Genomic DNA, 10,075 nt, shown 5'->3' with positions numbered 1-10,075 from the left:
CCCCCCCCGCCCCCCGCCAGTCGGTGGGTGTGGCGCCCCCGCGCGCGCTCCCGGCCCGCGGGGGGGGGGGGGGGCCCGCCCCCCCCCCCCCCCCCCCCCAACGACTCCGGGTCGGCCTCGGCCGCGCCGGTCGCGGCCGTGAGGTCGGTGGTGTGCCAGCCCTCGAAGTCCCACCAGATCTCACGGAGATGTCCGTCGGGGGCTGCGGCGAAGAACAGGTGCTGACTCTGCCCGGCGTCGAACGCGTATCCGGCCAGGCTGCCCGCGACCGCGGCCGGAGCCCCGACCGCCGCGGACAGATCACTGTCGGCCCAGGGGTTCACCGATGGGGTGTGAACCGGGAACGACGTGGGAGGTTCTGACGGATCGTGGGCCGGCTCAGGCGAACAGCCCGCAAGGCACAGTGCCGCAACCAGAATCCTCAGTGCCCTGGTCATCCGCAGACATCCAATTCACCGGCGTAGGTCAGCCAGTCCGGCAGGTCGGCGATGAAGGCGTCTCGGATCGCATCCGATCCGGCGGCGCGCCAGTCGACCCAGTCGTTGATCTCGATCTCGAACTTCTTCCACTCGAACCAGTTGATCATCTTCAACTGCGGGAATCGGCGGTGTGTCTCCTCGGCGAAGACCTGCCGCCACCAGGCCCGTTTGACGGCGAGTTCGCTCTGCCCGGCCCGGGACGGAGTGAATATCGCCGCGGTCTCGACGACGGCTACAGGATGCCGGCGCTCCTGGCCATACACCTGATAGAAGTCCGGCACGCCGAGATCGTCACCCGCGGTGCCGTTGTAGTTGCCGGTGAGCATGTCGACGAACTTGCCGGGTTCGGTGATCTCGTTGTTTCCCCAGGGACGCTGGTTTCCCCAGTGGTACAGCGATATTCCCACCCAGTCGACGTACTCGTCACCCGGGTAGTACGGGCCGTAGGGGTCGTCGGCCATGGTGAGCGCGCCGTCGCGATCGGTGTCGAGCGCCAGAAAGTCCGGCGTCCCGGGTTTGGCTGCGTACTGTCCCCCGGCGAACGGGTAGCCGCCTCCGTAGTTGGGCGCCCACATCATCGCCGATCCCGGGGCCACGCGGTGGATCGCGTCGGCGACCTGCCGGAACACCCACCTGTAATGCTCGGGTTGCTGCCCCCAGGCGTACCACGAGCCGTTCATCTCGTGTGCCAACCTGACGATCACGGGCACACCCTGGTCGTTCAACGCGAGCAGATCGTAGGCCAGAGTTCGGATCACGTCGGGGCTCAACGTATCCAGTCCACCATGTGGTTCGAGCGTCAGCACCATCGCACCGCCGTTCTCTTTCACCTGCGTGACAGCGCTTTTCGCATGCTCCCAGGTGTCGCGGTCATAGGGGATGTCGGAGAACTGCACCGCGACGGCTGGTCGGTGCCCCATATTGTCGCGGTGCTCGGCGAGCGTCTCGGACTTCCAGTCCAGGTTCACGCCGAACAACACGCCGCTCGTGGGGATCACCGAGGCGGCGTTCTTGACCTGGCAGCGCCCCAGAAGTTCCTGCAGCGGTTGGATCCGCGGTTCCACGAACAGCACACCGGCCACCGCGACAACCATGATCATCACCGGAATCAAGACATTCTGACCCCGGCGGCGCCGCCGGGGCGGATGCGCACGGAACGAATCCTCGTCCAGAAGATCTGAGACCACGTCATCAACTCCCTGTTTCTTGGAGGTGAAAACTGTTGAAGATGAATGTGATTGACCGTTGTCGTTATGATGAGTCATGCAACCCGCCCGATCCCCACACGGCCGCCGCCACGGCGCCTGGCTGATCGCTGTGGCACTGCTCGCCGCCTGTGGCACGCAGTCCGCGGGTTCGGAGTCGGGACAGCACCGCCTGAAGTGGGGCGTCTTCCTGCCCGACGATCAGTCCCAGTCCAGCGATTTCCGCACCGTGGCGCAGATGGCGGGTTCGACTCCGGACTACATCGTGCGGTTCGCCGGGATCGACGAGCGCACCCCGATCCCCGAACTCGACCGCATCGCCGAGACCGGCGCGACTCCGATCGTCACGTTGGAGCCGTGGCGTCCAGGGATGGGGACCAGCCAGCCGGCCTACGCGCTGTCGCGGTTTCCGCTGGGCGAGTTCGACGCCCAATTGGACTCCTGGGCAAGCAATCTGGCGGAGTGGGGAAAGCCCGTGCTGGTGCGGTTCGGCCATGAGATGAACAGCGACCACTACCCGTGGTCGGTGGGGGTGAACGGCAACACCGCGGCCGACTTCCTCGCGGCGTGGCATCACGTCCGAGAGCGCTTCGCGCTCCGGGGCGCCGACAACGTCTCGTTCATGTGGTGTCCCGACGCGCCGAACGAGGGTTCCAGCGATATGGCGGCGGCCTTCCCCGGCTCCGACGCCGTCGACGTGCTCTGCCTCGACGGCTACAACTGGGGCGACGGGGACGGACGCACGTGGCGGGAACCCGAGGACATCTTCGGCCCCGGTCTCGATCAGCTGCGCGGCCTCGACTCCGCGCACCCGATCCTGATCGGGGAGACCGCGAGCGTCGAGGGGCCGCAGTCCGGCGTCGACAAAGCCCGCTGGATCCAGCGGTTGTTCGCCTTCCTGTCCCACCAGGAGCGGGTGGCCGGGTTCGTGTGGTTCCAGATGGTCAAGGAGCGCGACTGGCGCTTCAACTCCTCGGCCGGATCCCAGGATGCGTTCCATGACGAACTCGCCCGTCGCCCGTCGCCCTGAGCCTGTGGCCTAGGCTCTCAGGGCCAGCCGCGCGGACGCGTCGGCATGGTCGGGATGCAGGGGGGTGACCCTGGCCAACTCCATCACGCGGTGCGCGCGCTCGAACGCGCTCGAGGCCCCGAACAGCCTCAGTTCGCCGCCTCGGGCGCGGACCATCCGCAGCAGTTCGAGCATCGCCGCGACACCCGACGGCGTCACCGACTCCACACCGCCCACATCGATGAACACCAGGGGTGCGGCTGCGGATTCGGCGACGAAAGCCCGCAGTCGCAGCGCCTCGTCGGCGTCGAACCTGCGCACATCGCAGCGGATCGCCATCGCGGCGGCCGAGATGCCCTCGTCCCGACCTCGGTCCCGCTGTGCACGCGCGGGGTGCGCGCCCGGGGGCACCGGGACGGCTCCGCGCTGCTCCGCGGCCACCTGCGCCACGACGGCGTCCGCCTCCGCGAGGACCGGCGCCGCGATGGGACAGTCGATCTGCGCACCCGGCCCGTCATAGCGGGCCGCGCGCACCATGGACCACAGCAGGGCGATCTCGATGGCCACCCACCCAAGAGTCAGCTGCGTTGCCAGCAGCGGCCTCTGGCCCCCGGATGCGGCGACCACACCGATCACCGCCGCGGTCAACAGCGCGCCGATCGCGATCAGCTGCGGCAGCACGTAGCCGTATCCCCGTCCGGTGTCCTGCCTGGTCTTGCTGGTCACGGAGAACTTCACCGTCTTACCGAAGTATGCGGCCCGGGCGCCGGTCACGGTGGCCTTGATCCAGGTGGGAAACAGCGCGAACGACATCTGCTGGCCGCGCCACAGACCCCGGGAACCGTTGCCCGCCAACAGGAACAGTGCCTGGCACAGGATGAAGAACGGCATGAAGTAGACGAAGAACGCCGTGGTGTCGGTGTGGATCGGGAAGATGCCGGTGGTGAGGAACACGACTGGTGCGACGATGTAGACCGCTGCGGCGAAGCCGTTGAGATAGCTGGTCATCGTGGCCAGATACATCAGGCGCTGCCCCACGGTGAGGCCCTTGATGAACAGCGGATTGTCCGAGAAGAAGACCTGCATCGTTCCCGTCGCCCACCTCTGTCGCTGGGTCAGCATGCTGCGGACGTCCTCGGGGGCCAGTCCGCGGACCAGGACTTCGTGGTGGTAGACACTCGCCCACCCCAGCGCATGCAGGTGCATCGCCGTGGCCATGTCCTCGGTGATCGACGACGTGGTGATGGGGTCGATGGCGAGCGCCTGATCGGTGCGTGCCACGTCGGCGCGCTCGACGATCTGGATGAGCACCCGCCCCAGCGCCTCGGAGACGCGTCCACGGCCGATCAGCGCCGCGAACTCGCGGCGCACGTCGTAGGTCACCTCGGCGAGCACGTCACCGGTTCTGACGCGCGCCTCGGCGCGAACGAGAATGTCCAGCGCACACTGCGCGGAGTCCGCGATGCTGCGCTCGTCGGCGGTCAGCGCGCACAGCACGGCGTCGACCTGAGTACGTCCGCGGCGCAGTTCCCGCCGGACCCGTTCGGCCGCGGTGCGGGAGAACATGGTCAACCCCAGTGCCATCAGCGCTTCACGGCGAAGCACGGCGTTCGACCCGCAGAAGAATGCCGCCCCCCAGCCGTCCTTGCCCTGCTGAATCGGGCCGTAGAACAGATCCGCCTGACTTCCCAGGGGGTCCGCGGGCGGGGTGTTCCAGAACTGCTGCGGCGTCTGCACGAAGGCCACCTCGGGGTCGGTGAAGTAGCCGAGGACGCGGTCGAGGAACTCCGGTTGGGGAACCTGATCGGCGTCCAGGACGGCGATGAACTCCCCTGAGGTTTGAAACAGGGCGTTGTTCACATTGCCCGCCTTGGCGAATCTGGGTCGGCCATCCCATTCCGGTCCCCGGGTGAGGTATCCGACTCCGACGAGTTCGGCGGCCCGCGCGAACTCGGGCCGGTCACCGTCGTCGAGGATCCAGGTCTTGTGCGGATAGGTCATATGCCGGGCCGCGACCGCGGTCTGCAGCACGATGTCCAGCGGTTCGTTGTAGGTCGCGATGAAGACGTCGACGGAACGATCGGTCGGTGCCGCCGGCGGCGGGGGTCGTCGCCGCGCGTTCCACATCGTCAGGCCGTAGAGAATCGACTCGCTGAGGCTGTAGGTCTCGGCCAACACCAGTGGGACGGCGATCCACCACGCATCCCAGGCGATCGTGCTCGACCAGCGCCAGGTGAGATAGGCGATACCCAGCGAAACCACCAGGAGCGCCAGAAACCGAACAATATAGAGCCGTTTCAAAGACATTTCGATCATCACCTTCCGGCGATAAATAATTCAGATGAGTACTTACGCAGACGGCGCCAGGAATCGCGCAACGCCTCAGAGCGCCGCGAAAAGGAACATGCCGAAACTGCCTAGTGGTGATGAACCTGCACTACCCGCCCCCCAGCGTAGAAGTCACGTCGGCAAACTCGCGGAAATGTCCCCCAGTGCACAGAACGCGATACAAAGTGTCGCTCAATACCGACTCAGCAAGTCGACCACACATGCCGGACCCCCGCATCTGCACCCTTGTGAACAATCCGTGAGTTCCATCACAGGATTGCGACGATATGCAGCACAAAAATGTGCCCATTTTCGAATATTGCACGAAATGCTGTCCGGAATTGATCGCCATTGAATTCGCGATCGTCGGCAGGTGCGCCGCCCGCCGCCGCGGCCGCACAGACCCGCCCTCTAGCCTGACCGGGTGGCCCACTCGCATTCTCATTCCCACGGTTCGGGACCCGCGCCCCTGGGCCCGTTGGCCGCCAGGGTCGTGGTCCTCCTGCTGATCGCGATCGGCGTCCTCACCGTCGTCGGTGCTGTCCTGCTGTGGCCCAGCCAGCAGAAGGCGGACATCCCCCTGCCCTACCAGAACTCCTCGGGCGGGGCGGTGACGACCGAGGCCGGCGACGTCCGCTCCAGTGCCCTCGGCGACTGCGGCAGCCCCTCCTCAGGCCAGGTCCTCACGGGGAACCCCCTGCCCGGCATCTCAGGCGCCGGGGAATGTGTATACGCCCGGATCGAGATCACCTCGGGGCCCAACCGCGGCGCCGACACGCTGCTGGAGTTCACCCCGGGTCCCGGCCAGCCGAATCTGGCTGCCGGAGAACATATCCGGATCATCCGCCAGGTGGACCCGCAGGGCGTCACGACGTATGCGTTCTACGACTATGAGCGCACCTGGCCGTTGGCGGGCCTGGCGGTCGCGTTCGCGGTGGTGATCGTCGCGGTGGCCCGGTGGCGGGGCCTGCGGGCCCTCATCGGCATCGCGGTCGCCTTCGGGGTGCTGGTGGTGTTCCTGCTGCCCGCCCTCCGGGATGGTTCCCCGGCGGTGCCGGTGGCGCTGGTGGCGTCCTCGGCCATCCTCTATGCGGTGATCTACCTTGCGCACGGTGTGAGCCTGCGCACCAGTGCCGCCCTGCTCGGCACGTTGACGTCACTGCTGCTGGCGGCCGGGCTGTCGTGGGCGGCAATCGAACTGGTCAACCTGACCGGCCTGTCCGAAGACCAGAACAACGAGGTCGCCGCGTACCTCGGCCACATCTCGATCACCGGCCTGCTGCTGGCCGGGTTCATCATCGGCTCCCTCGGCGTGCTCAACGACGTGACCGTCACGCAGGCCTCGACGGCGTTCGAGCTGGCGAATGTGGGTGAGAACACCTCGCGGCGAGCCGTTTTCGCCGGTGCCATGCGGGTGGGCCGCGATCACATCGCCAGCACGGTATACACGCTGGTGCTGGCATACGCGGGCAGTTCACTGCCACTGCTGCTGTTGTTCAGCGTGGCCAACCGCTCGCTGGGCGACGTGCTGACCAGCGAGGCCGTGGCCATCGAGATCGCGCGATCCGCGGTCGGCGGCATCGCATTGGCGCTGTCGGTGCCGTTGACGACGGCGATCGCCGCGGCGCTGGCTACCGGTCCAGCAACTCCAGCAGGTACGCGCCGTAGCCGGAGTTGAGCAGCGTGTGGGCGCGCTGGGCCAACTGCTCGTCGTCGATGAAGCCCATCCGCCAGGCGACCTCCTCCGGGATGGAGATCTTCAGGCCCTGCCGGCGCTCGATGGTGCGGACGAAGTCGCTGGCGTCCAGCAGCGAGTCGAAGGTGCCGGTGTCCAGCCATGCCGTGCCGCGCGCCATCACATCGACATGCAGCCGCCCCTGTTCCAGGTATCTCTGGTTGATCTCGGTGATCTCGAATTCGCCGCGCGCCGAAGGCTTCAACGAGCGGGCGATCTCGACGACGTCGTTGTCGTAGAAGTACAGCCCCGGTACCGCATAGTGCGACTTGGGGATGGCGGGTTTCTCCTCCAGTGACACCGCGGTGCCGGCCTCATCGAATTCGACGACGCCGTAGGCCGACGGGTCGGCCACCCGGTAGGCGAAGATCGCGCCGCCGTCGACATCGTGGAACCGGCGCAGACTGGTTCCCAGCCCGGGGCCGTAGAAGATGTTGTCGCCCAAGGCCAGCGCCACCCGGTCGGTGCCGATGTGCTCGGCGCCGATCACGAACGCCTGCGCCAGGCCGTCGGGCCGGTCCTGTGTCGCGTAGGTGATCGCGACGCCCAGCTCCGACCCGTCACCGAGCAGACGCTGAAACGCCGCGGACTCGTGGGTGGTGGTGATGACCAGGATGTCGCGAATGCCCGCCATCATCAGGGTGGACAACGGGTAGTAGATCAGGGGTTTGTCGTACACCGGCAGCAACTGCTTGCTGACGCCCTTGGTGATCGGATACAGACGCGTGCCTGAACCGCCCGCCAGGATGATCCCGCGCATCAGGCGTCCAGGTCATCCTCGGTCAGGTCCGTGGCCGCGAGTGCTGAGGCCAGGTCGTCGTGCCGGAACGCCGACGTCACGTGGTCGTGGACCACCCGGAAGGCCGTGGCCTGCGTCGAACCGTCGGCCAGCGTCTGCTCGGCGACCACGACACCGTCGTGCACGTAGAGGTCTCCGACCGTGACGGAGGTCGGCGCGTTCTGCGCCCAGTCCCGCAGGGCCGCGCGGCCCAGCACCGCACCGCGGGCGTCGCCGATCTCGATGTCGTCGCTGGACAGCTTGAGCAACGTGTCGATATCCCGTTCGTTGAGCGCGTCGTGCCAGGCCAGTACGGTGGCGATCTCCGAAGTCGTCATGACAGAAAACCTATCCCAGTCACAGCTTGGATCCGGCCAACCAGGACTGCAGCACCTGCTCGTCACCGAACACCTCGACGTCGGTGTCGGCGACGGGACGCCGGTTGGTGGTGATCAGCAACAGGTCGGTGACGGGTCCGCGCACCGCGGCGTCGGCCTTGCCGTGCTCATGCGAGAACGCCTTGCCCGTGATCAGCCACTCCCCCTCGGAGCCCAGGCCCTCGTCAGTGGCATGCAGGTGCACCGAGGACTCGCCGATGCCCGGTGACAGCATCGCCGCCAGGCCCAGCCATTCGCTGATCGCGTCGGCGGCCACCACCGGGTCCGCCTCGAAGTCGACCCCGGCGGCCAGCGCCGCATCCGCGCGGTGCACCAGCACCTCATGCAGGCGGCGGCGCACCCACCAGTCGGCACGCTGGGGGCCGGTGAACGTCCAGACCGGGGTGTCGGCGCCGGTGCTGCCGACGGCGTCGAGCAGTGCCCGCCCGCCGTCGACGAGCCACTGGCGGGCGTCTTTGTCATCGGCGGGCGGTCTGCCGTCGCGGACCTCCCGTGGGTCCAGTGCGGTGTCCCTCCGGTCCGCGATGATCTGGGCGGACCAGCGGTTTCCGCGGCCGACGTGGCGGAACAGCTGGGTCATGGTCCATCCCGGGCAGGACGGCACCGCCGCCTCCGGGTCGGCCGCGAAGACGATGTCGCCGAACCGGCTCACCTCGTCGAGGAACTCCTGCGCGTAATCCACGCAGTCAGCGTACGAGTCTGCCCAGACAATGCACGCGCCATTGCGCGGACTGCCAACGGGCAACGTCGAGGCAGTTGCGTCCGTCGACGATGACCCGGGCCCGCACGACCTCGCTGAGTTCGGCGGGGTCGAGGTTGGTGAACTCCTGCCATTCGGTCAGCACGAGGACCGCATCGGCGCGTTCGCAGGCCTCCAGCGCGGTCGTCGCGTAGTTCAGGGTCGGGAAGAGCCGGCGCGAATTCTCCATGGCCTTGGGGTCATAGACGTTGACGGCCGCGCCGTTGAGCTGCAGCAGTCCTGCGACATTGAGCGCCGGGGAGTCGCGCACGTCGTCCGATTCGGGTTTGAAGGCCGCCCCGAGGACCGCGATGTTGGCGCCCAGCAGCGAACCACCGCACGCGGCCGTCGCCAACTCGACCATCCTGGTCCGGCGCCGCATGTTGATGCTGTCCACTTCGCGCAGGAAGGTCAGGGCGTGATTGGCGCCCAGTTCACCGGCCCGGGCCATGAATGCGCGGATGTCCTTGGGCAGGCAACCGCCGCCGAATCCCAAGCCCGCGTTGAGGAAACGCCGGCCGATGCGCGGGTCGAAGCCCAGCGCATCGGCCAGCACAGTCACGTCTGCGTCGGCGGCTTCACACACCTCGGAGATGGCGTTGATGAAGGAGATCTTGGTCGCCAGGAATGCGTTCGCCGACACCTTGACCAGTTCGGCGGTCTGCAGGTCGGTGAGCAGGAACGGGACGTCGTCGTCGAGCAGCGGCGCGTACAGCTCGCGGACCGCCTGCTCTGCGCGGCGCGAATCGTCCTGCACGCCAAGGACGATGCGGTCGGGATGCCGGGTGTCGTGGACGGCGAAGCCCTCGCGGAGGAACTCCGGGTTCCAGGCCACCTCGACGTCGACCCCTGCCGGCGCCAAAGCCCGTGCGCGCCGGGCCAGCTCGGCGGCCGTGCCGACCGGGACCGTCGACTTGCCGACGATCACGGCGTGCCGGCGCAGGCGCGGAACGAGTTCGTCGATGACGGCGTGTACGTGCCGCAGGTCAGCGCCCAGTTCGCCCTTCTTCTGCGGTGTCCCGACCCCAAGGAAGTGCACGTCGGCGAACTCCGCCGCGGCCTCGTAGTCGGTGGTGAACCGCAGGCGTCCCGCGGCCAGGTTGTCGCTGAGCATGGTGCGCAGTCCCGGTTCGTAGAACGGGATCTCGCCGGCGGACAGTTTGGCCACCTTGCCCGGGTCGACGTCGACGCCGATGACCTCGTGCCCCAGATCGGCCATTCCGGCGGCGTGGGTCGCACCCAGGTAGCCCGTGCCGAAGACCGTGCATCGCATGGGATCTGTCTATGCGGCGCGGGTGAGCTCAGCGCGTCGTCGCTCTGATCGTCATGCCAACAGAAGGTGAATGCTCGTGAGCCCGCTGCGCCGGTACGCCGGTGGGCCCCAAATTGCACACAGGGTGGTCA

9 protein-coding genes are annotated in these 10,075 nt (G+C 67.4%); 2 read left to right on the top strand and 7 right to left on the bottom strand.

What is annotated here, in order from left to right; genetic code table 11:
• Together A5727_RS28165 and A5727_RS14125 are read right to left on the bottom strand one after the other, a co-directional pair.
• On the bottom strand, positions 1–437 hold a 437-nt coding region (locus A5727_RS28165; protein WP_231992073.1), incomplete at its 3' end, for a hypothetical protein.
• Entirely contained in the window at positions 434–1,666 is a 1,233-nt protein-coding gene (locus A5727_RS14125) for a glycoside hydrolase family 26 protein (RefSeq protein ID WP_068250165.1), read from the bottom strand. The genes A5727_RS28165 and A5727_RS14125, both read right to left, overlap by 4 nt.
• 76 nt (positions 1,667–1,742) lie before the next feature.
• On the opposite strand from A5727_RS14125, the gene A5727_RS14120 reads away from it, so the two are divergent.
• Entirely contained in the window at positions 1,743–2,714 is a 972-nt protein-coding gene (locus tag A5727_RS14120) for a glycoside hydrolase family 26 protein (protein WP_068250152.1), read from the top strand.
• Between the two features lie 9 nt (positions 2,715–2,723).
• Here the strand turns inward: A5727_RS14120 and A5727_RS14115 are convergent, their stop codons facing one another.
• Entirely contained in the window at positions 2,724–5,000 is a 2,277-nt protein-coding gene (locus tag A5727_RS14115; protein WP_197507659.1) for a glycosyltransferase family 2 protein, read from the bottom strand.
• Between the two features lie 445 nt (positions 5,001–5,445).
• Between A5727_RS14115 and A5727_RS14110 the strand changes: the two genes are divergently transcribed.
• Positions 5,446–6,699 (top strand): YibE/F family protein, encoded by a 1,254-nt coding sequence (locus A5727_RS14110; protein ID WP_068250138.1) that lies wholly within the window; start codon positions 5,446–5,448, stop codon positions 6,697–6,699.
• Here the strand turns inward: A5727_RS14110 and rfbA are convergent.
• From rfbA to A5727_RS14090, 4 genes are read right to left on the bottom strand one after another with little or no spacing between them, the layout of a single operon-like run.
• Positions 6,653–7,516 carry a glucose-1-phosphate thymidylyltransferase RfbA gene (gene rfbA / locus A5727_RS14105; protein ID WP_068250135.1) on the bottom strand — a complete coding sequence of 288 codons (864 nt, stop codon included), beginning with the start codon at positions 7,514–7,516 and terminating at the stop codon, positions 6,653–6,655. The genes A5727_RS14110 and rfbA overlap by 47 nt on opposite strands.
• Positions 7,516–7,872 (bottom strand): nuclear transport factor 2 family protein, encoded by a 357-nt coding sequence (locus tag A5727_RS14100; RefSeq protein WP_068250132.1) that lies wholly within the window; start codon positions 7,870–7,872, stop codon positions 7,516–7,518. The genes rfbA and A5727_RS14100 overlap by 1 nt, the downstream gene beginning before the upstream one ends.
• A gap of 19 nt (positions 7,873–7,891) precedes the next feature.
• Entirely contained in the window at positions 7,892–8,614 is a 723-nt protein-coding gene (locus A5727_RS14095; RefSeq protein WP_068250128.1) for a maleylpyruvate isomerase family mycothiol-dependent enzyme, read from the bottom strand.
• 4 nt (positions 8,615–8,618) lie between these two features.
• On the bottom strand, positions 8,619–9,944 hold the full coding sequence (locus A5727_RS14090; protein ID WP_068250125.1) for a UDP-glucose dehydrogenase family protein: 1,326 nt from the start codon (positions 9,942–9,944) through the stop codon (positions 8,619–8,621).
• Between the last annotated feature and the right edge of the window lie 131 nt (positions 9,945–10,075).

Source organism: Mycobacterium sp. ACS4331 (assembly GCF_001667265.1).
Classification (GTDB): domain Bacteria; phylum Actinomycetota; class Actinomycetes; order Mycobacteriales; family Mycobacteriaceae; genus Mycobacterium.
This window is presented reverse-complemented; position numbering and strand designations above follow the sequence as displayed.

Bases quoted from the DNA above. Each gene is read 5' to 3' on its own strand.
- A5727_RS14120 (WP_068250152.1), top strand. From the start codon at position 1,743: ATGCAACCCGCCCGATCCCCACACGGCCGCCGCCACGGCGCCTGGCTG.
- A5727_RS14090 (WP_068250125.1), bottom strand. From the start codon at position 9,944: ATGCGATGCACGGTCTTCGGCACGGGCTACCTGGGTGCGACCCACGCC.
- A5727_RS14115 (WP_197507659.1), bottom strand. From the start codon at position 5,000: ATGTCTTTGAAACGGCTCTATATTGTTCGGTTTCTGGCGCTCCTGGTG.
- rfbA (WP_068250135.1), bottom strand. From the start codon at position 7,516: ATGCGCGGGATCATCCTGGCGGGCGGTTCAGGCACGCGTCTGTATCCG.
- A5727_RS14100 (WP_068250132.1), bottom strand. From the start codon at position 7,872: ATGACGACTTCGGAGATCGCCACCGTACTGGCCTGGCACGACGCGCTC.